A 26473-nucleotide genomic window follows, 5' to 3' on the forward strand; every position below is an offset into this window, starting at 1 on the left:
CCGCGCGTGACGGTCCTGTTTCGGGCCCGCCCAGGTCTTGCGTACCCGGATAGTACGTGCTCGGATTAACAGGACGAGCCATGGAGGTGGTCGCGATGGACCAGAACCTGTTCAACGACATCTGTCTGCAGCAGCTGACCCTGTCCGGCGTGCACGAGGGCGAGACCGTCGTGGTGCTGACCCGGGGCGCGGAGCGGACCGAGTACGCCGACGCCTTCCTCTGGGCGATCCAGAAGCTCGGCGCGACCGGCTACCACATGCGCCTGCCGTCCCCGGCGAGCGCGAACGGCGCCTGGGCGGTGGGTGACTCCGGCCTGGGGAACATCCCGCTGGCCGTCGACGCCCTGAAGGCCGCCGACATGGTCGTCGACTGCACGTTCCTGCTCTTCTCGCCCGAGCAGTTCGCGATCCAGGACGCCGGCACCCGGATCCTCACTGCCGTCGAGCCGCCCGAGCTGCTCGCCCGGCTGATGCCGACCACCGAGCTGCGCGAGCGCGTCGAGACCGGCGCCGAGCTCCTCGCCAAGGCGTCGGCCATGCGGATCACCAGCCCGCACGGCACCGACGTCACCTACCAGCTCGGCATGTACCCGACCATGAGCGAGTACGGCTACACCGACACCCCCGGCCGCTGGGACCACTGGCCGGCCGCGTTCGTGTTCACCGGCGGGTCGGACACCGGCGTCGACGGGAAGATCGTCCTCGCGCCCGGGGACGTGCTGCTGCCGTTCAACACCTACGTGCAGACCCCGGTGGAGATCACCATCGAGGAGGGCTTCATCCGTGACATCCGCGGCGGCGCCGGCTCCTCGGGACTCGACGCGGACCTCCTGCGCTCCTACATCGAGAGCTTCGACGACCCGCGCGGCTACGGCATGAGCCACGTCGGCTGGGGTCTCGACGAGCGCGCGCACTGGCACGGGCTCACCCAGTTCGGCGGCGGCATGGGGATGGAGCTGCGCAGCTTCTACGGCAACGTCATGTTCTCCATCGGCCCGAACAACGAGCTCGGCGGCCCGAACGACACCGCCTGCCACTTCGACATCCCGATGCGCGGCAACTCCCTCTACCTCGACGACGAGCTGATCGTCGACGCCGGTGCGCTCACCGTGCCCGAGATGCGGCCGGTGAACCGCCGATGACCGACCACCACATCGGGATGATCGTCCCGAGCTCGAACCTCACGATGGAGACCGAGCTGCCGCGGATGCTGCGTGCCAGCGAGGACGCGCTGCCCGGCGACCGCTTCGTCTTCCACGCCGCCCGGGCCCGGATGCAGCACGTGACCCCCGAGCAGCTGCGCGCGATGAACGCCCAGGCCCAGCGGGCCGCCACCGAGCTGGCCGACGCCCGTCCGGACGTCGTCGCCACCGCGTGCCTCGTCGCGATCATGGCCCAGGGGCCCGGCTACCACTGCACCGCCGAGGACGACATCACCGCGGCGCTGCGGGCCGAGGGCTCGGAGGCGCCGGTCGTGTCCAGCGCCGGCGCGCTGCTGTCGGGCATCGCCGCGCTCGGGGCGCGGCGGGTCGCGATCATCACGCCGTACATGGAGCCGCTGACGAAGGCGGTCGTCACCTACATCGAGGACGCCGGCGTCGAGGTCGTGGACGCGCTGTCGCTGGAGGTGCCGGACAACCTCGCCGTCGCCCGGCTGGACCCGGCCGACCTGCGCGAGCACCACCGGAGGCTCGACCTCACCCGCGCCGACGCGCTCGTGCTCAGCGCCTGCGTGCAGATGCCGTCGTTGCCCTCGATCCAGCCGGTGCAGGACGAGATCGGCATCCCCGTGCTGTCCGCGGCCACCGCGACCACCCACCGGATCCTCACCGAGCTGGGTCTCGACCCGCGGGTCCCCGGCGCCGGGGCGCTGCTGGCCGGCTGACCGCCGCCGCCCGTGGCCCGCACCCCGACACGGGGTGCGGGCCCGTCGGCGTGCCCGGATCCGCGCAGGTCGGGCCGGTGAACGGGGTCTGGACAGGGCCCGGCGTCGTGCTGTACATGTCTGAACAGGGTGGCCGGGGCAAGCGCCCGGCTCGTCGCGGACCTGACCGGCCGGATCCGTTCCGGCCTGCTGGTGCACGGCGAGCGCCTGCCGGGGGAGAACCAGCTCGCGCAGACCTACGAGGTGTCCCGCGGGACCGTGCGTAGTGCGCTCGCCGAGCTCCAGCGCCGCGACCTGATCGCCACCGAGACCGGGGTCGGCTCGTTCGTCACCTTCGACGGGGCGCCGCTCGACCAGCAGGTCGGCTGGGCCCGCGCGCTCGCCGGTGCGGGCGCCGAGGTCACCACCGAGCTGCTCGGCATCACCGCGGGCGGCGACCCGGCCGTCGCGGAGCGCGAGGGACCGCTGGTCACCGTCCGGCGGCTGCGGCGCGCCGACGGCCGCCCCGTCTCGCTGGAGACCGCGTCGCTCCCGGCGGGCGGTGCGCTCGCCGGGCTCCCGGTCCGCGGCCTCGTCGACGGCTCCATCACCGCCACCCTCGCCGCGGCCGGCCTGCACGGCGCCGGCGGCGAGCAGTGGATCTCGGCGGAACCCCTCGACGCCGCCGACGCCGTCCGCCTCGAACGGACGCCGGGCGAGCTGTTCCTGCGGGCGGTGCGGGTCACCCGCACCGCCGACGGCGCGCTCGCCGAGCACGTCGTCAGCCTCCTCGACCCGCATCGCTTCCGGTTCCACCTCGCGTTCGGCGGCACCACGACGGCCGGGGACGCCCGGTGAGCGGCGAGCACGACCGCGCGCTCGGCGCGCTGCTCGGCCTCGCCGTCGGCGACGCGCTCGGCATGCCGACCCAGTCGATGTCGCGGGAGGCGATCGCGGAGCGCTACGGCGTCGTCGACCGGCTCCTCGACGGCGCCGACGACCAGCCGATCGCCCCGAAGCTCCCCGCCGGGACCGTCACCGACGACACCGAGCAGGCCCTGCTGCTCGCCCGGATCCTCGTCGCCCACGACGGGCGGGTGCCTCCGCGGGTGTTCGCGGCCGCGCTCGAGGACTGGGAGCAGGAGATGATCCGGCGCGGGTCACGGGACCTGCTCGGCCCCTCCACGAAGCTCGCGCTGACTCGGCTCGCCGACGGCGAGTCCCCCGAGCGGGCCGGCCGCGACGGCGTCACCAACGGCGCCGCGATGCGGGTCGCCCCCGTCGGCATCGCCTGCACCGGGGCGCGGCTGCTCGACGCCGTCGTGGAGTCCGCGGTCGTCACCCACCACACCGCGCCCGGGATCGCCGCCGCGGTCTCCACCGCGGTGTCCGGTGCGGGGCTCCCCGCCGCACTGGACGCCGCGGTGGACGCGGCCCGGGCCGGTGCCGGCCGCGGCGGGTGGGCGGCCGGGGCCTCGGTCGCCGACCGGCTGGTCGTCGCCCGCCGGCTGCTGCCCGGGCTCGCCCCGGACGCCCTCGCCGACGCCGTCGCCGGTGTCGTCGGGACCTCGGTGACGGCCACCGAGTCGGTCGTCGCCGCGATCGGCCTGGCCGCAGCGCTCGGTGACGACCCGCGGGCCGCGCTGGTCACCGCCGCGTCGCTGGGCGGGGACACCGACACGGTCGCCGCGATCTGCGGCGCCGTCCTCGGCGCGGTGCACGGTGCCGCGGGCCTTCCCGCCGATCTCGTCGCGACCGTGCGCCGGGTCAACGCACCGCTGCTCGACCCCCTCGACGACGTGGTCGCGGGGCTGCTCCACCTCCGGTCCACCGCCCGATAGGAGGCCGCCATGGCCACCGGTACCACCGAGACCGACGCCGGTACCGCCGGCGGAGCGCTCGAGACCCGCGGCATCGAGCCCGTCCCCGTCGCCGAGCGGCACGGGCGTCCGGGCGAGCTGTTCTGGGTCTGGTTCGCCGCCAACATCTCGATCCTCGGCCTCCCGCTGGGCGCGACGCTGGTCGCGTCCGGGCTCACGGTCTGGCAGGCGGTGATCGCCGCCGTGCTGGGCGCGGTCGGGTCGTTCGCCATCGTCGGCGCGGTCTCGATCGCGGGCCGCCGCGGCGGCGCCCCCGGACTGACGCTGTCCCGGGCCGTGTTCGGTGTGCGGGGCAACATCGGCCCGACGCTGGTGTCGCTGCTCTCCCGGCTCGGCTGGGAGACCGTCAACACGACGACGGCCGCCTTCGCCCTGCTCTCGCTGGTCACCATCGTCGCGGGTACCAGCCCGGCGGCGAAGGACCATCCGGTGATCACGATCGCCTGCATCGCGGTGTTCGTGCTCTGCACGGTGCTGGTCGCCGGGCTCGGGCACGGCGTGCTGGTGGCCGTCCAGCGCTGGGCGACCTGGGTGTTCGGGGCGCTGAACATCCTGGTCGGCGGCTTCCTGGTGGCCACCGTGGACTGGACGGCCGTCGCCGCGGCGACGCCCGCGCCCACCGGTGCGGTGGTGGCCGCGGTCGGCGTGATCGCCGCCGGGACGGGCATCGGCTGGGCGAACGCCTCGGCCGACATGCCCCGCTACCAGTCGCCGTCGGTGCGGGCCGGGTCGCTCGTGCTGTCGGCGGCCGCCGGTGCCGGGATCCCGCTGGTGCTGCTGATCTCGCTGGGCAGCCTGCTCGCCGCCGGTGATCCCGCGCTCGCCGAGGCCGGTGACCCGGTCGCCGCGATCCGCGACCTCCTCCCGGCCTGGATGGCGATCCCGTACCTGGTCGCCGCGTTCGGCGGCCTGCTGCTCTCCAACCACCTCTCGGTGTACTCGGCCGGGCTCACCACCCTGACCCTCGGCGTGCGGCTCCCGCGGGTGTACGCGGTCGTCGTCGACGTGCTGGTGACGTTCGCCGGGGCGATCTACTTCATGCTCGTCGCCGACGGCTTCTACACGCCCTTCATCGCCTTCATCAGCGCGCTGGCCGTGCCGATCACCGCGTGGGTCGGGGTGTTCGCGGTCGACATGCTGCGGCGCACCCACTACGACCCGGACGCGCTGATGGACACCGGGCGCACCAGCCGCTACTGGTACCGCGCCGGGATCGAGCCGCGGGCGACCACGGCCTGGGCGCTCGCGATCGTCGCCGGGTACCTGTTCGCGACCGTCGGTCCCTCGTCGGCGCCGTGGTTCACCGGGCCGCTGGCCGGGACCTGGTTCGGTGAGAACGGGCTGGCCTGGGTGATCACCTTCGTCGTGGCGGCCGGGGCGTACGCGCTGCTCGGCGGGTCCCGGGAGCCGCGGTGAGCGGCCGGCTGGTGCACACCGGCCAGGTGCTCGTCGACCTGGTCATGCGGGTGCCCGCGCTGCCGCCGCCGGGCGGGGACGTCATGGCCTCGGACACCGCGATGCTGCCCGGCGGCGGGTTCAACGTCGTCGCCGCGGCCGCCCGGGCCGGTGCCCCGGTGCTCTACGCCGGTGGCCACGGCACCGGGCCCCGCGGCGAGCTGGTCCGGGCGGCGCTGGCCGCCGAGGGCGTGCAGGTCGCGGCACCGCCCGACGCCGGTGGCGACACCGGGATCTGCGTGACGCTGGTCGAGCCGTCCGGTGAGCGGACGTTCGTGACCGGCAGCGGCGTGGAGTCCGGCCTGGCGGGCGGGCTGCCGCCGACCGGACCGGACGACGTGCTCTACGTGTCCGGCTACAGCCTGCTCGTCCCGGACAAGGCCGCCCAGGTCGTGGAGGCTGCGGCGGACACCGCCGGCACCGTGCTGCTCGATCCCGGACCGCTGGTCGGCGACGTCCCGGCCGGGACGTGGGCCCGGATGCTCGCGGCGACCGGGGTGCTCAGCTGCAACGCCCGGGAGGCGAAGCTGCTGTCCGGTGAACCGGACGTCACCGCCGCGGGCCGCGAGCTCGCCCGGCGGCTCCCGGATGGTGCGGTGGTCGTGGTGCGCGACGGCGCCGCGGGCTGCGTGCTGGTCCGCGACGGCCGGGCCGAGCAGGTCCCGGCGCCGTCCGTGCGGGCGGTCGACACCAACGGGGCCGGGGACGCGCACTGCGGGGTGCTCGCCGCCGAGCTGCTGCGCGGCGCCGGGTGGACCGTCGCCGCGCGCCGGGCGAACGCCGCCGCGGCGCTCGCCGTGACCCGGCACGGCCCGGCGACGGCCCCGACCCGGGCCGAGGTGGACGCGCTGCTCGCCGCCTGAGGCGGATCAGCCGGGGGCACCGACCGCGGTCGCCATGCCCTGCACGGCCTCCTGCACCTCGCGGAAGGCGGGGCCGCAGGTGGCCGGGTCGCCGCCGCCGACCGTGCCCGGATCGGTCGCGCAGCCCGCGGTGAACCGGTCGACGGCCGCCTCGGTGGCGTCGGCCTGCGGGGCCGCGGCGGGTGCGTCCCGGCGGACCTGCCCGACGACGTTGCGGATCTCGGTGACGAACCGCCCGCAGCGCGGGAAGACCTGCGCCGGATCGCCGTCGAAGCAGGTGTCCTCGGCGAAGAACCGGAACTTGGTGCGCAGGGCGTCGAGGCCGGGGGCGCCGACGCGGTCGGAGGCACTCGTGCCCTCGCCGGTGGTGGTCCGGGTGGTCGCCGGGCCGGTCCCGCACCCGGCGAGCACGAGGAGGGCCGCCACCGCGACGGTGGCGGCCCGGACGGACACGCGACGGCCGGATCGGGTTCGGGGACGCACCCGGCCACGGTAATCCCGCTGTCCCCGGCCCGGCACGACGGCCGGGCACCGCGCCGAACACCGAGCCGACGCCCGAACGGCACGCCATGCACCCGGCAGTCGGTGTGACGGGTGCACGGCGTGCCGTGCGGCGGGGACCGGCTCAGCCGGCGGCGTGCTCCAGCGCCTCGCGCAGCAGGGCCAGTGCCGCGGGCGGGTTGTCCCAGAACACCATGTGCCCGGCGTCCGGGACGCCGGCGAGCCGGGCGGCCGGGTTCGCCGCGCCGATCTCGGCGACCCCGGCGGCGGGGACCACGGGGGAGCCGTCGCCGTACAGGACCGTGACCGGCCCGGGGACCTCCGGCCACGCGGTGAAGAAGTCCTCGCTCTCGAACCCGGCGTGGGTCGCGCGGATCGCGGCCTCGTCGCAGGACGACAGCCAGCGTGCCCGCAGCTCCTGCTCCGCCCGCGGCCAGCGCGGCCAGGCGCGGGCGACCTCGTCGGCGTCGGTGCCGCGCTGCGCCTCGTGCAGCTGCCCGAGGAACGCCTCCAGGGTCGTCGGGTACGGGTCGCGGCCGGGCCCGGACAGCGGCGGGTCGACCAGCACCGCGCCGCGGACCGGGCGCCGTGTCGCGGCGACGGCGGCGATCCGGGCGCCCATGGAGTGTCCGAACAGGATCGTCTCGGACCCGAGGCCGAGCCCCTCCAGGACGGCGAGCACGTCGCCCGCGTAGTCGTCGAGCGTCCACGAGGTGCCGGTGTCGGACAGGCCGCGGCCGCGGACGTCGAGCACCACCGGGCGGAAGCCGTCGGTGAGCTCGCGCGCGACGAAGTCCATCGTGACCGCCGGGCTGGTGATGCCGGGCAGGACGAGCACGGGGCCCCCGGGGCCGCCGTAGTCGAGCAGGTGCATGCGGACGTCGCCGTTGCGCACCCAGCGGGACACGGCGGGCACGTCGGCGAGGTCGGCCAGCGCGTCCTGGCGGACCTGGCGGGTGGTGAGCGTCGCCGTCGTCGGGGTCATGCGATCTCCTTCAGGTACCCGAGCGCGTCGCCGAGGGTGATCACGTCGCCGTACTTCGCTCCGATGTCGAACAGGTTGGCCTCGTGCGGGCCGTCGGCCCGGTCGCCGACGCACTCGCGCGGGACGAGCACGCCGAACCCGGACTGCGCCGCGTCGACGGCGGTGGCGCGCACGCAGCCGCTGGTGGTGGCGCCGCAGACCAGCACGGTGTCCACCCCGGCCGCGGTGAGGAACGCGGCGAGTCCGGTCTCGAAGAACGCCGAGACGCCCTTCTTGGTGAGCACGTGGTCGCGCTCGCCGACCGGCAGCCGGGTGTCGAGCGCGACCGACGGCGAGCCCTCGGCGAGCCCGCGCATGCCCGGCACCTTCACCAGCCACGGCAGCGTGTCGAGCTCGGCGGGGGAGAAGGCGCTGGTCGTCCAGACGACCGGGGCCCCGGCCGCCCGGGCCGCCTCGACCAGCGACGACGTCGGTGAGATCCGCCCCGGTCGGGTACGCCGGGTCGGTGAACCCGGCCGTCAGGTCGACGACGACGACGGCGGGCCGCGGCCCCCGGCGGGTCTCGGCCCCGAACTCGGCGCGCGAGTAGGTGGCGTCGGTGGACTCTCCGTGCAGACTCAACGGGTGCTCCCTGCGGTGTCGAGTGCGGCCTGGAGGCTCGCACGGCGGCGGGACGCGCAGTCGTCGACCGCGTCCACGACGGTCTGGTAGCCGGTGCACCGGCACAGGTTCGAGGCGACGACCTCGCGGATCTCCTCGCGGGTCGCGCCGGGCTCCTCGGCGAGGAACCCCTCGGCGAGCATCAGGAAGCCGGGGGTGCAGAACCCGCACTGCAGCCCGTGGTGCTCGCCGAAGCACCGCTGCAGGTCCGACAGCTCGCCGTCGGGGCCCGCCAGCGACTCGACGGTGCGGATCTCGGTGTTCTCGACCTGCGCGGCGAACAGCAGGCAGGCGCGCGCGGGGCGGCCGTCGACGAGGACGGTGCACGCCCCGCAGATGCCGTGCTCGCAGCCGACGTGCGTGCCGGTGAGGCCGAGGTCGTGGCGCAGCACGTCGGCGAGGGTGCGGCGCGGCGGGATCGCCAGCTCGTGGCGCTCGGAGTTGACGGTCAGCTCGACCAGCTGCACGTCGGTCATGACGCCTCCTCGTGCGGCGCGAGTGCCGCGAAGATCGCGTGCCGGGGGATCGGGGTGGAGTCCAGCTCGACGCCGGTGCCGCGCAGGGCGTCGTTGACGGCGTTGAGGACGGCGGCCGGCGCGCCGATCGTGCCACCCTCGCCGGCGCCCTTCGCCCCGTTCGCGGTGAACGCGCACGGCGTCTCGAGGTGCTCGATCCGCACGTCCGGGATCTCGGCGGCGGTCGGCACCTTGTACTCCATGAAGCTCGGCGCCAGCGGCTGGCCGGCCTCGTCGTAGAGGACCTCCTCGAACAGCGCACCGGCGATGCCCTGGGCGATGCCGCCGCGGGCCTGTCCGTCCACGACCCGCGGGTGGATCGCGACGCCGCAGTCCTCCACGCACACGTAGCGGAGGATCTCGACGCCGCCGGTGCCGGGGTCGAGCGCGACCACGCAGCCGTGGGTGGCGTTGGAGAACGTGCCGTCGCCGCCGACGTCGAAGCTCGCCGTCGCCGTCAGCCCGGGGCCGACGTCCTTGGGCAGCACGTGCGACCGCAGGTAGGCGACCTCGGCGAGCTCGGTGAAGGGCAGCGTGCGGTCACCGGCGCGGACGCCGCCGCGGCCGTCGAGCTCGCAGGTGTCGACGTCGACCCCGGCCAGGTGCGCGGCCAGCGCGCGGAGCTGGTCGCCGAGCTTCACCGCGGCGGCCGACGCCGCGGAGCCGCCGATGGTGACCGAGCGGGACGCGAACGAGCCCCAGCCGTAGGTGATCCGGTCGGTGTCACCCTGCACGATCTTGACCTTGTCGTAGGGCACCCCGAGCCGGTCGGCGACGATCTGGGCGAACGTCGTCTCGTGGCTCTGGCCGTGCGACAGCGTGCCGGTGGTGACCGACACGGTCCCGTCGAGGTCCATCGTGATCTGGGAGAGGTCGAAGCCGGGCACGACCTGCATCTTCCGCTGGGCGAAGGCGCCCGAGCCGTAGCCGGTGCGCTCGGAGAAGCAGGAGTACCCGATCCCGACGACCCGGCCGGGCTCGGTGTGGCGGTGCCAGCCCTCGTCGCGCAGCACCCGCTCGCACAGGTCGAGGGACTCGAGGTAGGACCCGGGGTCGTAGGTGATGTTGTTGATCCCGCGGTAGGGGAACTCGGTGATCAGGTTGCGGCGGCGGACGTCGAGCGCGTCGAGCCCGAGCGACCGGGCGGCGCGCTCCATCAGGCGCTCCATCACCATCACGTACTGCGGGCGGGACACCCCGCGGTACGGCGCGGTCGGTGCCTTGTTGGTCGTGACCGCGCGGCCCCGGACCCGGTAGGCCGGGACCCGGTAGACGCCGGGCATCTCGGCCGATGCCATCAGGGGCTCGATCCCGGCGGTGAACGGGTAGCACGAGTAGGCGCCCATGTCGCAGACGACGTCGGCCTCCAGCGCCAGGATCGCGCCGTCGGCGTCGAACGCGGCCCGGGCCGTGTAGTGCTGCTCGCGGGCGAGGAAGCTCGCGGTCAGCGCCTCCCGGCGGTCCTCGATCCACTTCACCGGCCTGCGCAGCCGGCGGGCGGCGGCCGCGGCGGCGATCTCCTCGCGGCCGACGACGCACTTCTGCCCGAACCCGCCGCCCATGTCCGGCACGGTGACCCGGACCTGCTTCTCGTCGAGCCCGGCACAGCGGGCGAGGACGGTCCGGACCTGGTGCGGGACCTGGGTGCAGGTGCGCACGAGCAGCTGTTCGTCGCGGTCGTCCCAGTCGGCGACGACGCCGCGGGTCTCCAGCGGCAGCGCGTTCTGCCGCCCGGTGCGGGCCTCGACGGACACCACCGCGCCGTTCGACGATGCAGCCGCGGTGGCGAAGACGTCGTCGATGCCCTCGGTGGCGAACAGCGAGACGTCGCCGAGCACGTTGCCCGGCGCCTCGTCGTGCACCGGGGCACCGGCCGCGGCGAGCGCGGCGGTCTCGGTCACCACCGGGTCGAGCGGCTCGTAGTCGACGACGGCGGCCTCGACGCCGTCCTCGGCGGCGTACGGGTCGGTCGCGAGGACGACGGCGACCGGCTCGCCGACGTAGCGCACCTTGTCACGGGCCAGCACCGGCATCGACGTCGGCGTGAACTCCTCGGCGGGCCGGTCCAGCAGCGCGGTGACGTCGGCGAGACCGAGGCCGGCGGCGTCGAACGCGGCGACGACGCCCGGCACCCCGCGCACCTCGGAGAGGTCGACCAAGGTGAGCAGGGCGTGCGCCTCGGTGCTGCGGACGAACGCGGCGTGCAGCATCCGCGGCAGCGTGATGTCGTCGACGAACCGGCCGCGGCCGGCGAGCAGTCGCGGGTCCTCGCGGCGCGGCACGTCCGCGCCGACCCACGTCCCGTCGGTCCGGAACCCGGGCTCACGCATCGGGCACCTCCTCCCGTGCGCGGGCGACGAGCGTCCGGACCAGCCCGCGCCGGTACGACGCCGGGACGCCCGGCTCGTCGCGCAGGTCGAGACCGTCCGCGACCTCGCCGGGGGAGCCGGCCGGGCGGACGGCGACCGGCACGGAACCGACCCCGCCCAGCACGACCGACTCCGTGTCCAGGTCCACCCCCGCCGCGACGACGGCGAAGTCGCCCCGCCGGTCGGCGTACTCGGTCAGCGCGGCGCGCGGGGCCGGGCGCGGGAAGACGATCTCGACGATCACCTCGTCCGGCTCCAGCGCCGTGGTGAAGGGCCCGAGGAAGAACCCGCCGGCGGCGACGTCGCGCCGTCCGGCCGGGCCCTCGACGACGATCACCGCGTCCAGCAGGACGGCGAGCAGGCACCACTCGGCCGTCGCGTCGGCGTGGGCGATGCTGCCGCCCACCGTGCCCCGGGTGCGGATCGGCAGGTGGCCGACCCACCGCATGGTCCGGGACAGCACCGTGAAGTCCGGCCCGAGATCGGCCTTCTCGACGTCGCGGTGGGTGGTCAGCGCACCGATCCGCAGGGCCCCGCCGTCACGGCGGATCCCGGCCAGGCCGGGCACGTGGGTGATGTCGACCAGGTGCCCGGGGCGGGCCATCCGGTAGTTCATCATCGCGACCAGGCTCTGCCCGCCGGCCAGGATCTTCGGCTCCTCCTCGGCCAGCTCGCCGAGCAGGGCCACCGCACCGGTGACCGACGACGCCCGGTGGTAGGTGAAGGGAGCGGGTTTCACGCCTTCTCCACCACCTGCGCGTCGGTCTGCTCCTCGGTCCCGGTGATCCGGTCCAGCTCACGGCCGCGGGTCTCCGGCGCGCCGAGCGCCATGAACACCACCGCGGCGACGACGAGCAGGCCCATCAGCGTGAAGGTCAGCGGGAGGCCCAGCACCGGCCACAGCAGGCTGCCGAAGACCAGCGGGACGAACCCGGTGACCGCCCGGCTCGACGACGACGCCCAGCCGAACCCGGACGCCCGCAGCTCGGTCGGGTAGAGCTCGGAGACGTAGGCGTACATGACCGGGATGACCACGAGGGCGAAGAACCCGAACACCGCGATCATCGCGATCGCCGCCGCCGACGACTCCATGACCAGAGAGAACACGATCAGCGACAGCGCGGCCAGTGGTGCCGCGATACCGATGACCCACTTGCGGCCGAGCGTCTCGACCAGCAGCACCGAGGTGATCACGCCGAGGATGCCGACGGCGTTCATCACCGTGGTGGAGCCGAACGCGGCGACCTCGCCCATGCCCTGGGCGCGCAGGATCGACGGCATCCAGGACAGCGCGGCGTAGTAGACGACCATGACCGTGATGAACAGCGACCACGCGACGCCGGTGATCCGCGGCGAGAACGCCCAGACCAGTTTCAGCTGCTCGGCGACGGCGCCGACGCCGCGCCGCCCGGACCGGACGGGCTCCGGGGCGACGGCGGCGATCGCGTAGGGCTCCGGGGTGGCGCCGGTGCGGCGGACCAGGTCGTCGATGACGACGCGGGCCTCGGCCTCGCGGCCGGTGCGGGCCAGGTACAGCGGGGACTCCGGGACACCGCGGCGGATCCAGAACAGCAGGATCGCGGGCAGCACCATCAGGGCGAGCATCCAGCGCCAGTTGCCGTCGACCGGAACCAGCAGGGTCGCCGAGAGCCCGGCCAGCGTGGTGCCGATCGGCCACCAGCCGTCCATCGCGTCGAGCACCCTGCCGCGTTGCTTGCGTGGTGAGAACTCGCTGACGATCGCGTAGTCGACCGGGATGCAGCCACCGAGGCCGACACCGGCCAGGAACCGCAGTGCCAGGAAGATCTCCCAGTTCGGCGACAGCGCGCCGAGCACCGAGAACAACGCGAAGATCAGCAGCGTGATGCTGAAGGCGCGCTTGCGGCCCATCCGGTCGGCGATCGTGCCGAACGCGACGGCGCCGACCGCCATGCCGACCAGGTTCGCCGTGGCGACCAGCCCGCGCTGCCCGGTGGAGAGGTCGAACTCGGTGCCGAGCAGCGGGGTGAGGAAGCCGTTGAGGGCGACGTCCCACGCGTCGAACATGTAGCCGAGGCCACCGATGATGAAGATCTTCCCCTGGACGTTCCACCGCCAGGGCAGGTCCTGGACGACCTGGTCTCCGGTACGCATGTCGGTACTCCTGTCGTGTGTGGCGGGAACGCAGCTCAGCGGGCGAACTGGTAGGTGATGGCCTCGTTGTCGGGATCGTGCAGCGGCGATCCGCGCCAGAGCCAGTCGTAGGAGACGTCGGACTCACCGTCGAAGCGGGCGAGCTTCTCGTCCCGCGCACGCTGCTCGGGGCCGTCGGGCAGGTGGTAGAAGGCCATGTTCTGCAGGGACGCGTCCTGCACCATCCCGGCGTGCTTGGCCCGGCGGTGCACGTAGCGGGTGAGCGCGCCGTCCACACCGGACCGTCCGGCGGCGCCCAGCTCCTCGGCGAGCACCGCCGCGTCCTCCATCGCCTGGGAGGCGCCCTGGGCCTGGTAGGGGAGCATCGCGTGGCAGGCGTCACCCAGCAGGGCGACCCGGCCGTCGACCCACACCGGGTCCCGGCGGCGGCGGTAGAGGGCGAAGGCGGCGACGTCGTCCTTGGCCTTGGCCAGCATCGCCGGGACGCGGTCGTCCCAGTCGGAGAAGGCCTCGACCATCTCCTCGGCCGACGCCGGCGCCGTCCAGTCCTGCTCGACCTCGGGCGAGCAGGGCACGATCGCGACGATGTTCAGGTACTCGCCCTGGCGGATCACGTAGTGCACGAGGTGCTTGTCGGGGCCGTACCAGATGGTGGAGTGGTAGCGGTCGACGAGGAAGCGGGTGGCCGGGTCGGCGGCGATCAGGTCGCCCGGGATCAGCGCCCGGTAGGCCATCTCGCCGGAGAAGACCAGGGAGTCGTCGAACCCGGCGAGGTCGCGGACGGACGACCGGATGCCGTCCGCGCCGACCACGACGTCACCGGCGAAGCGCTCGCCGCGGGCGGTGACGGCGACCGGCCTGGCGGCGTCGCCGCGGTCCAGTTCGACGACCTTCGCGTCGGTGTGCACGTCGACGACCGGCCCCGGGCCCTCCGGGTCGAGGCAGGCGTCGAGCAGGATCCGGTGCAGGTCGGCCCGGTGGTAGTGCCAGTAGGGCGCGCCGTAGGCGTCGACCACCGACCGCCCGAGCGGGAGCTGCGCGATGACGCTGCCGTCGGCCCAGCGCCGGCGGACCTGGTCCTGCGGTGCGGTGTGGATCCGCTCCATCTCGGCCCGCAGGCCGAGACCGATCAGCACCCGGCTGGCGTTCGGGGCGGTCTGGATCCCGGCCCCCACCTCCCCGAGCTGCGGAGCGGCCTCCAGCACGGTGACCCGGAAGCCCTGCTGGCGCAGGGCCAGCGCGGCGGTGAGCCCGCCCAGGCCGCCTCCGGCGACCGTGATCTCCAGGGACTGGCTGGGTGCCACGACGTACCTCCTCGCGCCCGGTGGGCCGCGTGGCGTCTGTGACGCAGCCCGCACGAGAAGTCATCCGAGCACGTACTATCCGGATACGCAAGAGTTTGGTCGAGGTGGAACCGGAACCGCAACGCGCGGTGACGTCCTGTTAACGAACGCCGGTCCGCGGTCACTCCGGGTCGTCGAGCGGGTCGCGTTCCGCGACCGCCTCCCAGTGCGCGCCGAGGGTGTTGAGCAGGCCGGCGATCTCGCCGCGACGGTCCTCCGGGACGGCGGCGAGCAGTTCCTGGTCCAGCCGGCGGGTGCGGCGGGTCACCTCCCCGAGTGCGGCGGCGCCGTCGTCGGTGAGGGAGAGCAGCTTGCGGCGGGCGTCGCGCGGCGACTCGGTGCGCAGGATCAGGCCGCGGCGCTCCATCCGGCGGCAGACGTCGGCCATCGTGGAGGTGTCCAGTGCGACGGCGCCGGCGAGCGAGCTCTGGTCGGAGTCGGGGTACGCGCGGATCGCGGACAGCACGGCGAACTGCGGCCCGGTGAGCACGGCGTCGACGTGCCGGTTCCAGGCGGCGAGATACGCCTGGTACATCCGGCGGGCGCCGTACCCGGGTGCGGCGACGAGGCTCGCGGGCGGGGCCGCGGTGACGGCCGGTCTCTGCTCGCGACGTCGCCGCAGCGGCTCGCCCATGGTCCCTCCGAGGCCGATCCGGACCCGGTGCCCGGAACCGTCCCGATCCTACGTGCCCGGACGATCACGCCCGGTGGTGGGCTCAGCGCGTGCGGAGGCCGTCGACCAGCAGGTCGAGCAGGCGTCCGGCCTGGCTCCGGCCCTCCGGGTCGGCGATCGCCATGCAGATCCCGCTGGTGCCGACCAGCACGTCCGCCGCGTCCACGTCGGACCGCAGCGTGCCGTCGGCGATGCCGGCCTCGTGCAGCGACCGCACCGCCTCGATCATCCGCTCGCGGCTCTGTGCGAACGGGTTGTGACCGCAGGCGACCAGCGCGTGCAGCGAGTCCGCCAGGTGCTTCTTGGTGATCACGTAGTCGACGAAGCGGTCCATCCACATCCGCAGCGCCTCGTCGGCGGGCAGTTCGGCGCGCAGCTCGCCCGCGGCCGTGCAGAGCCGGTCCAGCTCGTTGCGGTAGACGGCCTCGACCAGCGCGTCCCGGTTGGGGAAGTGCCGGTAGAGGGTCCCGATGCCGACGCCGGCGTCCTTCGCGATGCCGTCGAGCGTGGGCGCGGGGCCACCGGTGCTCTCCGCCGTGAACGCCCGGACCGCTGCGGCGAGCAGCAGTTCACGGTTGCGGGCGGCGTCGGCCCGCAGTGCGGGACGGGTGCCGGTGCCGCCGGTGCCGGTGGCCATGAGGTGCCTCCTCGAACGCGATCGACCCCACGATACGACTTGCAAAGCGGAGGATGCTCCGGATAGAGTTCCGAGTCATACGGAGAGTCCTCCGTTTCTTCGTCTCCCGGATACGCCACCGCGCAGTGCCGCCGATCGCCGCGTACCCCGGCGAACAGAAGGGATCACCCACATGTTCCTCCGGTCCACGACCACCCGATCCCCGATCGCTCCTGTCCCGCCCACCGCCGGCGAGGTCGTCCACGCCGGTCCCACCGCCGCCGACGTGCTCGACGGCGTCGACCTGACCGGGCGGCGCGCCGTCGTGACCGGCGCCGCGTCCGGCGTCGGCCTGACGGCCGCCCGCGCCCTGGCCGCCGCCGGCGCCGAGGTCACCCTGGCCGTCCGCGACGCCGACGCCGGTGCGGCCGCCCGTGCCGCGATCGTCGCCGAGACCGGCAACGAGCACGTCCTCGTCGGCGAGATCGACCTCGCCGACCAGCGTTCGATCGCCCGCTTCGTGCGGCTCTGGGACGGCCCGCTCCACATGCTCGTGCACGCCGCCGGTGTGGCGGGTGCACCGCTCACCCGGACCGTCGACGAGTGGGAGCTGCACCTCGCCGTCAACCACCTCGGCCCCGCCTCGCTGAGCGCGGGCCTGCACTGGGCCCTCACCGCGGTGGACGGTGCCCGGATCGTGCACGTCACCTCGTCCGCGCACCGGCTCGCGGAGTTCGATCTCGAGGACCCGCAGTTCATGTCCTCCCGGTACGACCGGGAGGAGGCCCACGCCCGGTCGCGGACCGCCGCGGTGCTGCACACCGTCGAGGCGGCCCGGCGCTGGTCCGGTGACGGGATCTCGGTCAACGCCGTGGACCCCGGCGCCGACCCGGACGCCGGGGCCGCGACGATCGCCCTGCTCGCCGCGTCCCCGCTGGTGGGCGGGATCAGCGGCCGCTACTTCACCGACCTCGCCGAGGCCGGTCCCGCGGACCCGGTGACCGGGCGCGGGGTGGCCGCCCACGCCGTCGACCCGGTCGTCGCCCGCAGGGTCTGGCGCTGGACCGAGCGGTCCCTGCGCGAGATCTGGTTCTCCGGGCTGCCCGTGGTGGCCTGAGTCAGGCGGTGCGCAGCCAGACGGTGGTGTCGGCCGGGACCTCGCCGCGCGGGGTGAGCGGGCCGCTGGCCAGCATCACCTCGGCGTCCTCGGGCAGTGACACCGGCGCGGAGGACACGTTCACCAGTGCGGTGAACCCGCCATCGCCCTCGTCGGAGGTCCGGCTGAGCGCGAGGGTGCCCTCCGGCGAGTCCTGCCAGGTCAGGCTCCCGCCGCCGAGTGCCGGGTGCGCCCTGCGGATCGCCAGGGCGTCCCGGTACAGGTGCAGCACCGAGTCCGGGTCGGCCTCCTGGACGTCCGCCGCGTGCCGGGCGAAGACGTCGGGCTGGGGGAGCCAGGCGGGTCCCCCGAAGCCGAACCACGGTTCGCCGGCGGCCCAGGGCAGCGGGACGCGGCACCCGTCACGACCCCGCTTGGTGTGCCCGGACAGCACCCAGGTGGGGTCGTCGAGCTTCTCGACCGGGATGTCCTCGACCTCGGGCAGGCCGAACTCCTCGCCCTGGTAGAGATACGCGGTGCCGGGCAGGGCGAGCATCAGCAGGGTCGCGGCCCGCGCCCGCCGCAGCCCGGTCTCCGGGTCGGCAGGGAGGTCGAGCACGTCGTCGAGGTTCCAGCCCCGGCCCGCCTCGGGCTTGCGGGCCAGCCGGCTCGGGTGCCGGCAGACGTCGTGGTTGGACAACACCCAGGTCGCCGGAGCGCCGACCGCGGTGTTCTCGGCGATCGCGTCGTCGATGTTGCGGCGCAGGTCGTCGGCCAGCCAGGCCGCGGTCAGGAAGTTGAAGCCGAACGCGGTCTGCAGCTCGTCCGGGCGCAGGTAACGGGCCAGGCGCTCGGGGTCGGGCACCCACGCCTCGGCGACGAAGACCTTCGGCGGGTCGTAGGAGTCGGCGATCGCGCGCCACGACCGGTAGACCTCGTGCACGCCCTCGCGGTCGAGGTAGGGGTGGCCGCCGTCCTGGACGTTGTTGACGCCCGCCACGAGGTCCGGCAGGCCCGGCTCCTTGACCATGGAGTTGGCGACGTCGATCCGGAAGCCGTCGACGCCCCGGTCGAACCAGAACCGCAGCGTCTCCTCGAAGTCCGCGCGGACCTCCGGGTTCTCCCAGTCGACGTCGGGCTGCGTGACGTCGAACAGGTGCAGGTACCACTGCCCGTCCGGGACGCGCTCCCACGCCGGTCCGCCGAACATCGACCGCCAGTTGTTCGGCGGCTCGTCGCCGCCGGGCCCGCGGCCGTCGCGGAACACGTAGTGGGCCCGCTCGGGGGAGCCCGGCGCGGCGTCGAGTGCGGCGCGGAACCACGCGTGCTGGTCGGAGTGGTGGTTGGGGACGATGTCGAGCAGTACCCGGATGCCGCGCCCGTGCGCCTCGGCGATCAGCGCCTCGGCCTGCGCGGTGTCGCCGAACATCGGGTTGATCGCCCGGTAGTCCGCGACGTCGTAGCCGCCGTCGGCCAGCGGCGACGGGTACCAGGGGTTGATCCAGATCGCGTCGACGCCGAGCCGCGCGAGATGGTCGAGCTTCGCGCGGAGCCCGGTGATGTCGCCGGTGCCGTCGCCGTTCCCGTCGGCGAAGCTGCGGATGTAGACCTGGTAGACGACGGCGTTGCGCCACCAGTCGAGAGTGTGGGCGGTCATGTTTCATACTGTTGCACGCTGTTGCAACGCTGTCGAGGTCCGAGGAGGATGACCCCCGTGACGGACGAGCCGGTGCACGAGGTCGTCCGCCGGGTGGGTGTCCGGCGGGTGGCCCAGCTGGCCGGGGTGTCCCCGGCGACGGTCTCGCGCGCGCTGCGCGAGGGCACCCCGGTGTCCGACGAGACCCGGCAGCGGGTGCGGTCGGCCGCGGTCTCGCTCGGGTACCGGGCACCGGCCCGCCGTCTGACCGTGGCCGTGCTCGCCCGGTTCCCCACCCGCTGGTTCTTCGCCGAGGCCGTCGCCGGGGTCGAGTCGGTGCTGTCCGCCGAGGGACACGCCCTGCAGCTGCACAACGTCGGCGATCCCGCGGGGCGGGCGCACTTCTTCGCGACGCTGCCGGTGCGCGGACGGGTCGACGGGCTGATCGTCGTCGCGTCCGCCGTCGACGACGGGGAGCGGGCCGCGCTGGACGACCTCGGGGTCCCGGTCGTCGCCGTCGGCGACACGATGGCGGGCCGGCCGCGGATCGGGATCGACGACCGGGTCGGGGCCCGGGCGGCCGTCCGGCACCTGGTCGGGCTGGGGCACGACGGTGTCGCGCTCGTCTCGTTCGACCCGGACGAGGCGTGCGGCCGGGTCACCACCCGGGCCCGCCACGCCGGCTGGGCCGACGCGCTCGCCGAGTCCGGCCGCGCCCGCGGCCCGGTGCTGGAGGTGGGCGGTGACATCGAGGCCGGCGACACGGCGGCCGGGGCGCTGCTCTCGCTGCCCCGGCTGCCGACGGCGGTGTTCGCGATGGCCGACGAGGCGGCGCTCGGCCTGGTCCGCACGCTGCGCCGGGCCGGGGTCGACGTGCCCGGCCAGATCTCGGTGATCGGGTTCGACGACCACGAGATGGCCGCCGTCGCCGACCTGACGACCATCGGGCAGCCGGTCCGGCGGCAGGGGGAGCTGGCCGCGCGGGCGCTGCTCACCGCGCTCGGCGGCGGGGAGCCGGAGAGCGTCGAGCTGCCCACCCGGCTCGTCGTCCGCGGGACGACGGCGCCGCCGCGGTCCTCACCCGGCCAGCCGCTCGGGGCGTAGCTCGACCCGGCGGAGCAGCTGCGCGTTGAGCGCCACGACGATCGTCGAGAGGCTCATGAGCACCGCCCCGACCTCGGGCGGCAGCACGAACCCGACCGGAGCCAGCACGCCGGCGGCGAGCGGCACCGACACCAGGTTGTAGCCGGCTGCCCACCACAGGTTCTGCAGCATCTTCCGGTACCCGGTCCGGGACAGCTCGATCACTGACAGCACGCCGCGCGGGTCCGACGAGGCCAGGACGACGCCGGCGGAGGAGATCGCGACGTCGGTGCCCGCGCCGATCGCGATGCCCACGTCGGCCCGGGCCAGTGCGGGGGCGTCGTTGACGCCGTCCCCGACCATCGCGACGACCGCGCCGCGGTCCTGGAGCTCGGCGACCCGGTCGTCCTTGCCGTCCGGGAGGACCTCGGCGAACACCTCGTCGACGCCGAGGTCGCCGCCGACCGCCTCGGCGACCGGCCGGGCGTCCCCGGTGACCATGACGCCGCGGACGCCGCGGTCGTGCAGCGCACCGACGGCGGCGCGCGACTCGGGGCGGACCGTGTCGGCGAGCCCGATCGCGCCGGTCACCCCACCGCCCCCGCGCACCACGTACAGCACGGTGGCGCCGTCCCGGCTCCACGGGGCCGTCGTGGCGGCGACGCCGGCGGGGACCTCGATCCCCCGTTCACGCAGCAGGGCCGGGCCGCCGACGGAGACCTCCGTGCCGTCGACGGTCGCGGTGACCCCGCGCCCGGTGTGCGCGCGGAACCCGTGCGCCTCCGGCACGACGAGCCCGCCGGCTGCGGAGACGACCGCACGGGCCAGCGGGTGCTCGCTGTCGGCCTCGACGGCCGCGGCCAGCGCGAGGGTGCCGTCCTCACCCGCGACGCCGACGACGTGCGGGGCGCCGGTGGTCAGCGTGCCGGTCTTGTCGAACAGCACGGTGTCGACGGTGCGGGTGCGCTCCAGCGCGAGCCGGTCGGTGACGAGGATCCCGGCGCGCGCGGCGCGGGCCGTCGAGATCGCGACGACCAGCGGGATCGCCAGGCCGAGCGCGTGCGGGCAGGCGATCACCAGCACCGTCACCGTGCGGGTCACGGCCCCGGGCAGGTCGCCGGCCAGCGTCCACACCGCGAACGTCAGCACACCCGCGCCGGCGGCGAACCAGAACAGCAGCGCGGCCGCGCGGTCGGCGAGCGCCTGCGCGCGGGACCGGGACCCCGCCGCCCGCTCGACCAGCCGGCGGATGCCCGACAGCGCGGTGTCCTCGCCGACCGCGTCGACCCGTACGCGCAGTGACGAGTCGGTCGCGACGGTCCCGGCGACGACCCGGTCATCCCGTTCCCGCGGGACCGGCCGGGACTCGCCGGTGATCATCGATTCGTCGACCTCGGCGGAGCCGTCGACGACGGTGCCGTCGGCGGGGACCCGTCCGCCCGCCCGGACGAGCACGGTGTCGCCGACCGCGAGATCGGCGGGGGAGACGGACTCGGTGCCGCCGGCGGGCCCGATCCGCTCGGCGGTGTCGGGGAGCAGCGCGGCGAGGGCGTCGAGCGCTCCGGTGGCCTGGCCGAGCGCCCGCATCTCCAGCCAGTGGCCCAGGAGCATGATCACGACGAGGAGCGCCAGCTCCCACCAGAAGTCCAGGCCGCCGATGCCGAGCGAGCTGAGCAGGCTGGCCACGTAGGCGACGGTGATCGCCAGGCCGATCAGCAGCATCATGCCGGGCCGGCGCGTCCGGATCTCGGTGACGGCGCCGGTGAGGAACGGCCGTCCGCCCCAGAAGAAGATCACCGAGCCGAGGACCGGCGGGACCCACACCGACCACGCCGGCGGGGTGTAGCCGAACAGCATCCCGACCATCTCGCTGAACGCGACGACGGGGACGGCCAGGACCAGGGTGAGCGCGAAGCGGTCCCGGAACATCGCGGCGTGGTCGCCGTGGTCGCCGTGACCGCCGTGACCGCCGTGACCGCCGTGACCGCCGTGACCGCCGTGACCCTCGTGTGCGCCGTGACCCTCCTGTGTGCCGTGCTGGTCGCCGGCCGCCGTTCCGCTCGTCATCGCCATCACCCTCCCGGATCGCCGGTCGCGTGCAACACCGATACCCCCCAGGGGTGTTCCACGGCGTCCGGGCGACGCTTAACCCGCACACAGCGTGCCGTTACCCGGCCGCCGGGCACCGTTCCTCGCGTGTCGACCTCCACCGCCGCCGCGCCCGCCGCGCCCGCGCACCCCGCCCCCGTGCATCCCGCCGCGCGACCCGGCTCCGCGGCCCTCGGGGAGCCGGCGGGAACCCCACCGGTCCGGGCGTTCCACGCCGGCCCGCCCGCCACCGGACCGCTGGCCCGGGCCCGGCTCGCCGGCAGCGCGGCGACGGCGGCCGCCTGGCTGCGGACCGTCGCCCGCTCCGGTGAGCCCGACCCGCCGTCGGTCGCCGCCGCGCTCGACGCACTCGGCACCCTGCGCACCGAGCTCCGCTCGCTGCGGCCGCTGCTCGACCGGGAGCACGCCGTCCGGTGCCGGGCCGCGACCGACGCACCCGCCAGTGCCCTCGCCGCGCGGCACGACCTGGACGTCCGGATCGACCTGCTCGGCACCGTCGCCGGCGACGGCGAGGCACGGACCCGCCGGGACGCGCTCCTGCGCCTGCGCCGCCGCTCCCCGCTCGTCGTGACCGGGGCCGGCCTCGACGGGTGCCTCGACGAGCTCGCGTCCGGCCGGATCCCGCTCCGCGACGGTGCCCCGCTCGGCGACCCCGGCCTGCCCGCGACCGTGCTGCTCCCGCCGCTGCTGCACCGGCGGTTCCGCAAGCTCACCCGCGACACCGACCCCCGCGACGCCGGCGCGGTCCACCGGCGCGCCGCCGAGCTGCGGATCGTGCTCGCGCTGGCGTCCGACGCGGGGCTCGGCGGCGATCCGGGGGCCCGGCACCGCTCCGGGCCCGCCGTCGTCGCCGCGGTCGCCGGCGACCTGCAGGACCGGGCCGCCACGGCGCTGCTGGCCGGCACCGCCGCGACCCTGTTCGCCGGCACCGCCGTGACGGCCGCCGACCTCCCGCCGGGGCCCGCCCGGGACGCGCTGCTCGCCACCGGCCCACCCGGGCTCGCCGGACCGCTCGCCGACCTGGCCGCGCTGCGGGACCTGCTGCCCGTCGACACGACCGGCCCGGCCCGGCGCGCCGCGGGCGGTGTCGTCCTGCGGTCCGGCCCGGACGGTCCCGAGGTGCTGCTCGTGCACCGGACCCGGCGCGGTGACTGGTCGCTGCCGAAGGGGGCGGTGGAGCCGGGCGAGGCCGACGTCGACGCGGCGCTGCGCGAGGTGCGGGAGGAGACCGGCCTGCGCTGCCGGGCCGGGGCCGAGGTGACGGGCGTCCGCTACCGGGACCGCAACCGCCGCGCCAAACAGGTCCGGTACTGGCTGATGACCCCGCTCACCGGGGCGACCGGCCGCCCGGACCCGGCCGAGGTCGACGGCGTGGCCTGGGTGCCGCTGCGGGACGCGGCCGGGCGGCTGACCCGGGAGCGCGACCGCGTCGTCGTGGCGGGGGTGGCGGCCGAGCACGCCCCGCCGGGCCGGGTGACCCGGTGACCGCGGTGCTGTGGCGGTTCCGGGACCTGCTGGTCCCGCACCGCCGCCGGCTCGCCGCGGGCGGGCTGCTGACGGTCGTCGCCGCCGGGCTGGCGCTGCTGCTGCCGTGGCCGCTGGCCGTCGTCGTCGACGCGGTGCTCGGCGGGGCGGGGGTGCCGGACCTGCTGGAGCCCGTCGCCGCCGTGACCGGGACCGGTGCCGGCCTGGCCGCGGCGTGCGCGCTGGCGCTGTGCCTGGCCGCGGCCGCGGGGGCCGCCGCGACCTACGGGGCGGAACGCGTGCTCGCCGGGGTCGGGGAGCGGCTGCTGGCCGACCTGCGGCACCGGCTGTTCGTGCACCTGCAGGCGCTGCCGCTGCGCTACCACGACGGTCAGCGCGTCGGCGACCTCGGCAACCGGCTCACCGCCGACACCTCGACGGTGCAGTCGCTGCTGGTGGCGGTGCTGTCGGTGCTGCTGCCGAACGCGACGCTGCTGGTCGGGATCGTCGCGGTGACCCTGGTGGTGGACCCGGCGTTCGCGCTGCTGTCCCTGGCCGTGGGGCCGGCGCTCTACGCCGTCCTCGTGCACTACCGGGTGATCATCAAGTCCTGGGCGTCGGTCGCCCGCGCGGCGGAGGGCCGGGTCGCCGCGCACGCCGTCGAGTCGCTCGGTGCGATCCGGCTGGTGAAGACGTTCGCCGGCGAGGCCCGCTCGGAGTCCCGCTTCCGCGGGCACGGCCGCGAGCGGATGGCGGCCGGTCTGCACCGGGTCGACCACGCCGCCCGGCTGCCCGCCGTCGTCGACGTGCTGGTCCACACCGGACGCGCGGTGGTGCTGCTGGCCGGCTCGCTGCGGGTGCTCGACGGGTCGATGGACCTCGGGGTCCTGCTGGTGTTCCTCACCTACAACGAGCGGCTCTACCAGCCCGTCCGGCAGCTCGCGAAGCTGCAGACGACGATCAGCAAGGGGCAGGCGTCCGCGGACCGGGTCTGCGAGGTCCTCGACACCGTCCCGGACGTCGCCGACGCGCCCGGTGCCCGCCCGCTGCCCCGGCTGCGGGGACACGTCGAGCTGCGCGGCGTCCGGTTCGGCTACGACCCGGCGCACCCGGTGCTGCACGACGTGTCGATCGTCGCCCGGCCGGGCGAGACCGTCGCGCTGGCCGGGCCCACCGGCGCGGGCAAGTCCACGGTCGGCGGCCTCGTCCTGCGGCTGCACGACGTCGACGCCGGTGCCGTGCTGCTCGACGGGCACGACGTCCGCACCGTCACCGGCCGCTCCCTGCGGGACCAGGTCGCGGTCGTCCCGCAGGACCCGGTGCTGCTCTCCGGGACGATCCTCGACAACATCCGCTTCGGCGCCCCGTACGCGACCCGCGCGCAGCTGATCGAGGCCGGCCGCGCCGCGCACGTCGACGAGTTCGCCGAGCGCCTTCCGGACGGCTGGGACACCGTGCTCACCGAGCGCGGGACGACGCTGTCGGGCGGGCAGCGCCAGCGCGTCGCGATCGCCCGCGCGCTGGCCCGCGACGCGCCGGTCGTCATCCTCGACGAGCCGACCTCCGGGCTCGACGCCGTGTCCGAGTCCCTGGTCATGGCCGGTCTGGAACGGCTGACGGCCGGTCGCACCGTGATCGTCGTCGCGCACCGGCTGTCGACGCTGCAGTCCGCGGACCGCATCCACGTCCTCGACCGCGGACGGGTGGTGCAGTCCGGCACGCACGCCGAGCTCGCCGCCGCCGACGGCCTGTTCCGCCGGATGCACCGCCTCCTGACCGACGACGACCGTCGGGGGTCCGTGCTTTCCTGACGGGTGACACCCGGGAGGTGGGCCGTGGTCAGGGTCGAGGGGCACTGGCGGAACCGCAGCTGGGTCCGCACGCACTACCGGCACCCGCTGCGGCCCGAGCCGGACCAGACGGGGCTGGTGTTCCCGCGGGCGCGGATGGTCCGGATCGACCTGTCCGTCCACGGCGGACCGTTCCCGGCGGAGCCGGTGGACCGGCGTCCCGGGCCCGCGCTGCCCGCACCGCGGCCGCCCCGTGACGGCTGACCCGGACCACGTGACGAGGATGGGGCCATGCCGAACCTGATCGAGAACGCGAGCCGGGTCACCGCCGCCGGCACCCCGCCGAAGACCATCGACGAGCACGTCGGCCGGGTGAACACCGGCACGGACCGGGTCTCGCTGGCGCACATGCGCAGCCCGTCCGGCTGGGCCGAGCCCGGCCAGACCCCCGAGTTCGACGAGTACACCCTCGTCCTGCGCGGGGAGCTGCGCGTCGAGCACGCGGGCGGCGAGCTCACCGTGGCCGCCGGCCAGGCCGTGCACACCACCCCGGGTGAGTGGGTCCGCTACAGCTCGCCCGGCCCGGAGGGCGCCGAGTACGTCGCGGTCTGCCTGCCCGCCTTCGAGCTCGGTGCCGCGCACCGTGACGACGACGCCGGCTGACCTGACCGGCTGCTGGGTCCCGGCCGACGGCACCGCGCAGGGCCGGGCGTTCGCCGAGCTCGCCGACGGCGGCGGCTGGACCGGCTCCGACGGCTGCAACCGGCTGCGCGGCACCTGGTCGGCCGGTCCCGGTGGCGCCTTCGCCGGGACCTGCGGGCCCACCACCCGGATGGCCTGCGAGAACGTCCCGATCGGGCGGTGGTTCGAGTGCGCGGCGACGGCCGTCGTCGAGCGAGACGTCCTGGTCCTGCGCGACGGCGCGGGCACCGAGCTCGCCCGCATGGTCCGCGGGGGTGCGCCCGGCCGGTGAACCGCGGTAGAGGTGGGAGCCGACGGAGGAGAGGAACCATGACCGCACGGATGCTGCTCGGACCGGCGCTGCTGGTCGTGCTGGTGCTCGCCGGCTGCGCCGACCCCGCCGCCGGCCCGTCCGGCGCCGCCCCCGGCCCCCGCCCCGCGGCCGCGGGCGACCTGCTGGGCCGCTGGTACCCCGCCGCCGGCACCGCGCAGGGCCGGGCGTTCGCCGAGTTCGCCGACGGCGGCGCCTGGACGGGGTCCGACGGCTGCAACGGCCAGAGCGGCACCTGGGCGGTGGGCCCCGGCGGCGCCGTCACCGGCACCTCCGGGATGAGCACGATGATCGCCTGCGAGAACGTGCCGGTCGCCCGCTGGATCGCCGAGGCCGACCGCGCCGAGATCGACGGCACCGATCTCGTCCTGCACGGCGGCTACGGCACCGCCCGCCTGGTCCGCGACCTGCCCTGACGGGAGCGGC

General features: G+C 75.2%; 26 protein-coding genes. 14 read left to right on the top strand and 12 right to left on the bottom strand.

The genetic code is table 11. The features are described from left to right. Window positions 1–95 precede the first annotated feature (95 nt). From Ae150APs1_RS21415 to Ae150APs1_RS21440, 6 genes are all read left to right on the top strand, one after another. A complete protein-coding gene (locus Ae150APs1_RS21415; protein ID WP_075302382.1) occupies window positions 96–1142 on the top strand; it encodes a leucyl aminopeptidase in 1047 nt (348 codons plus the stop codon). Continuing rightward, the gene (locus Ae150APs1_RS21420; protein WP_075299889.1) at window positions 1139–1885 is read left to right on the top strand and encodes an aspartate/glutamate racemase family protein; all 747 of its coding nucleotides are present in this window, start codon (window positions 1139–1141) and stop codon (window positions 1883–1885) included. The genes Ae150APs1_RS21415 and Ae150APs1_RS21420 overlap by 4 nt, the downstream gene beginning before the upstream one ends. 129 nt (window positions 1886–2014) lie before the next feature. After that, window positions 2015–2722 carry a GntR family transcriptional regulator gene (locus Ae150APs1_RS21425; protein WP_075299891.1) on the top strand — a complete coding sequence of 236 codons (708 nt, stop codon included), beginning with the start codon at window positions 2015–2017 and terminating at the stop codon, window positions 2720–2722. Beyond that, entirely contained in the window at window positions 2719–3705 is a 987-nt protein-coding gene (locus Ae150APs1_RS21430; RefSeq protein WP_075299893.1) for an ADP-ribosylglycohydrolase family protein, read from the top strand. Before Ae150APs1_RS21425 ends, Ae150APs1_RS21430 begins: the two co-directional genes overlap by 4 nt. Window positions 3706–3714: 9 nt before the next feature. Next, window positions 3715–5160, top strand: a complete 1446-nt coding sequence (locus tag Ae150APs1_RS21435) for a cytosine permease (RefSeq protein ID WP_075299895.1) — start codon at window positions 3715–3717, stop codon at window positions 5158–5160. After that, window positions 5157–6062 carry a PfkB family carbohydrate kinase gene (locus Ae150APs1_RS21440; RefSeq protein WP_075299897.1) on the top strand — a complete coding sequence of 302 codons (906 nt, stop codon included), beginning with the start codon at window positions 5157–5159 and terminating at the stop codon, window positions 6060–6062. Before Ae150APs1_RS21435 ends, Ae150APs1_RS21440 begins: the two co-directional genes overlap by 4 nt. A gap of 6 nt (window positions 6063–6068) precedes the next feature. Here Ae150APs1_RS21440 and Ae150APs1_RS21445 read toward each other — a convergent pair whose 3' ends face one another. From Ae150APs1_RS21445 to Ae150APs1_RS21490, 10 genes are all read right to left on the bottom strand, one after another. After that, window positions 6069–6545 carry a hypothetical protein gene (locus Ae150APs1_RS21445; protein WP_139317005.1) on the bottom strand — a complete coding sequence of 159 codons (477 nt, stop codon included), beginning with the start codon at window positions 6543–6545 and terminating at the stop codon, window positions 6069–6071. Window positions 6546–6687: 142 nt separating this feature from the next. Further along, on the bottom strand, window positions 6688–7548 hold the full coding sequence (locus Ae150APs1_RS21450; RefSeq protein WP_075299899.1) for an alpha/beta hydrolase: 861 nt from the start codon (window positions 7546–7548) through the stop codon (window positions 6688–6690). Then, window positions 7545–8027 carry an isochorismatase family protein gene (locus Ae150APs1_RS21455; RefSeq protein ID WP_349289913.1) on the bottom strand — a complete coding sequence of 161 codons (483 nt, stop codon included), beginning with the start codon at window positions 8025–8027 and terminating at the stop codon, window positions 7545–7547. Before Ae150APs1_RS21455 ends, Ae150APs1_RS21450 begins: the two co-directional genes overlap by 4 nt. Window positions 8028–8165: 138 nt before the next feature. Then, on the bottom strand, window positions 8166–8684 hold the full coding sequence (locus Ae150APs1_RS21460; protein ID WP_075299901.1) for a (2Fe-2S)-binding protein: 519 nt from the start codon (window positions 8682–8684) through the stop codon (window positions 8166–8168). Continuing rightward, complete coding sequence (locus Ae150APs1_RS21465) at window positions 8681–11053, bottom strand: xanthine dehydrogenase family protein molybdopterin-binding subunit (protein WP_075299903.1); 2373 nt, start codon at window positions 11051–11053, stop codon at window positions 8681–8683. The genes Ae150APs1_RS21460 and Ae150APs1_RS21465 overlap by 4 nt, the downstream gene beginning before the upstream one ends. Continuing rightward, entirely contained in the window at window positions 11046–11831 is a 786-nt protein-coding gene (locus Ae150APs1_RS21470; protein ID WP_075299905.1) for an FAD binding domain-containing protein, read from the bottom strand. The genes Ae150APs1_RS21465 and Ae150APs1_RS21470 overlap by 8 nt, the downstream gene beginning before the upstream one ends. Continuing rightward, complete coding sequence (locus Ae150APs1_RS21475; protein ID WP_075299907.1) at window positions 11828–13225, bottom strand: MFS transporter; 1398 nt, start codon at window positions 13223–13225, stop codon at window positions 11828–11830. Before Ae150APs1_RS21475 ends, Ae150APs1_RS21470 begins: the two co-directional genes overlap by 4 nt. 35 nt (window positions 13226–13260) lie before the next feature. After that, window positions 13261–14529: an FAD-dependent monooxygenase gene (locus tag Ae150APs1_RS21480; protein ID WP_075299909.1), complete on the bottom strand. Its 1269-nt coding sequence runs from the start codon at window positions 14527–14529 to the stop codon at window positions 13261–13263. A gap of 160 nt (window positions 14530–14689) precedes the next feature. Beyond that, window positions 14690–15202 (bottom strand): MarR family winged helix-turn-helix transcriptional regulator, encoded by a 513-nt coding sequence (locus Ae150APs1_RS21485; RefSeq protein ID WP_060573721.1) that lies wholly within the window; start codon window positions 15200–15202, stop codon window positions 14690–14692. A gap of 82 nt (window positions 15203–15284) precedes the next feature. Beyond that, complete coding sequence (locus Ae150APs1_RS21490) at window positions 15285–15878, bottom strand: TetR/AcrR family transcriptional regulator (protein WP_010223919.1); 594 nt, start codon at window positions 15876–15878, stop codon at window positions 15285–15287. 172 nt (window positions 15879–16050) lie between these two features. Here Ae150APs1_RS21490 and Ae150APs1_RS21495 point away from each other — a divergent pair, with 172 nt between their 5' ends. Beyond that, on the top strand, window positions 16051–16974 hold the full coding sequence (locus tag Ae150APs1_RS21495; protein ID WP_083680279.1) for an SDR family NAD(P)-dependent oxidoreductase: 924 nt from the start codon (window positions 16051–16053) through the stop codon (window positions 16972–16974). Window position 16975: 1 nt separating this feature from the next. On the opposite strand, the gene Ae150APs1_RS21500 is transcribed toward Ae150APs1_RS21495, so the two are convergent. Further along, the gene (locus Ae150APs1_RS21500) at window positions 16976–18610 is read right to left on the bottom strand and encodes a glycoside hydrolase family 13 protein (protein ID WP_075299911.1); all 1635 of its coding nucleotides are present in this window, start codon (window positions 18608–18610) and stop codon (window positions 16976–16978) included. A 48-nt stretch (window positions 18611–18658) separates the two neighbouring features. Here Ae150APs1_RS21500 and Ae150APs1_RS21505 point away from each other — a divergent pair, with 48 nt between their 5' ends. After that, the gene (locus Ae150APs1_RS21505) at window positions 18659–19693 is read left to right on the top strand and encodes a LacI family DNA-binding transcriptional regulator (RefSeq protein WP_075299913.1); all 1035 of its coding nucleotides are present in this window, start codon (window positions 18659–18661) and stop codon (window positions 19691–19693) included. Here the strand turns inward: Ae150APs1_RS21505 and Ae150APs1_RS21510 are convergent. Next, the gene (locus Ae150APs1_RS21510) at window positions 19667–21745 is read right to left on the bottom strand and encodes a copper-translocating P-type ATPase (protein ID WP_083680280.1); all 2079 of its coding nucleotides are present in this window, start codon (window positions 21743–21745) and stop codon (window positions 19667–19669) included. The genes Ae150APs1_RS21505 and Ae150APs1_RS21510 overlap by 27 nt on opposite strands. 123 nt (window positions 21746–21868) lie before the next feature. On the opposite strand from Ae150APs1_RS21510, the gene Ae150APs1_RS32935 reads away from it, so the two are divergent. Genes Ae150APs1_RS32935 through Ae150APs1_RS21540 form a run of 6 tightly spaced genes read left to right on the top strand, consistent with a single transcriptional unit; the run spans window position 21869 to window position 26463 of the window. Beyond that, entirely contained in the window at window positions 21869–23266 is a 1398-nt protein-coding gene (locus Ae150APs1_RS32935) for an NUDIX hydrolase (protein WP_075299915.1), read from the top strand. Beyond that, complete coding sequence (locus tag Ae150APs1_RS21520) at window positions 23263–25056, top strand: ABC transporter ATP-binding protein (RefSeq protein ID WP_060633806.1); 1794 nt, start codon at window positions 23263–23265, stop codon at window positions 25054–25056. Before Ae150APs1_RS32935 ends, Ae150APs1_RS21520 begins: the two co-directional genes overlap by 4 nt. A gap of 24 nt (window positions 25057–25080) precedes the next feature. Then, entirely contained in the window at window positions 25081–25299 is a 219-nt protein-coding gene (locus Ae150APs1_RS21525) for a hypothetical protein (RefSeq protein WP_010227438.1), read from the top strand. 27 nt (window positions 25300–25326) lie between these two features. Further along, entirely contained in the window at window positions 25327–25698 is a 372-nt protein-coding gene (locus Ae150APs1_RS21530) for a cupin domain-containing protein (RefSeq protein WP_010227440.1), read from the top strand. Further along, window positions 25679–26008, top strand: a complete 330-nt coding sequence (locus Ae150APs1_RS21535) for an META domain-containing protein (RefSeq protein ID WP_075299917.1) — start codon at window positions 25679–25681, stop codon at window positions 26006–26008. Before Ae150APs1_RS21530 ends, Ae150APs1_RS21535 begins: the two co-directional genes overlap by 20 nt. Before the next feature lie 38 nt (window positions 26009–26046). Next, window positions 26047–26463: an META domain-containing protein gene (locus Ae150APs1_RS21540; RefSeq protein ID WP_075299919.1), complete on the top strand. Its 417-nt coding sequence runs from the start codon at window positions 26047–26049 to the stop codon at window positions 26461–26463. Window positions 26464–26473 lie beyond the last annotated feature (10 nt).

It is taken from the genome of Pseudonocardia sp. Ae150A_Ps1 (assembly GCF_001932315.1).
Lineage (GTDB): Bacteria > Actinomycetota > Actinomycetes > Mycobacteriales > Pseudonocardiaceae > Pseudonocardia.